Origin of the sequence: Cupriavidus sp. SIMBA_020 (genome assembly GCF_046535395.1) — a bacterium.
GTDB classification, from domain to species: domain Bacteria; phylum Pseudomonadota; class Gammaproteobacteria; order Burkholderiales; family Burkholderiaceae; genus Cupriavidus; species Cupriavidus campinensis.
Genome location: NZ_JAWRWU010001310.1, coordinates 1 through 248 on the forward strand (window position 1 = coordinate 1; position 248 = coordinate 248).

At 56.5% G+C, this 248-nt stretch carries 1 protein-coding gene; it reads right to left on the minus strand.

Annotated features, from left to right (window positions below; all coding sequences use genetic code 11):
• A partial coding sequence (locus SB751_RS33745; protein ID WP_410749464.1) for a hypothetical protein occupies positions 1 to 213 on the minus strand: 213 nt, incomplete at its 3' end.
• Positions 214 to 248 lie beyond the last annotated feature (35 nt).

Sequence of the window (248 nt, forward strand, 5' to 3'; positions counted from 1 at the left end):
GGCACGAGTGCCGCTGGAAGCAGAAGGGAGGCGATCGATGCCGTTTGTTCGATGGCTGCTGACGTTGAGAGAGTTCGCCCGACTCCATAGCACGGAGCGGGCGAACGAGAGGCAGAGCGATTCCCCGCGCTGCTGCCCGATGCAGTACCGGCGATAACCGGCAGCAACGTTTTCATTTTTATCCTTCCCCGTTTTCTTGTTGTCGAGTTGCACTTTAGTTGTCCTCAATGCTGCTCACAACGTTCGAT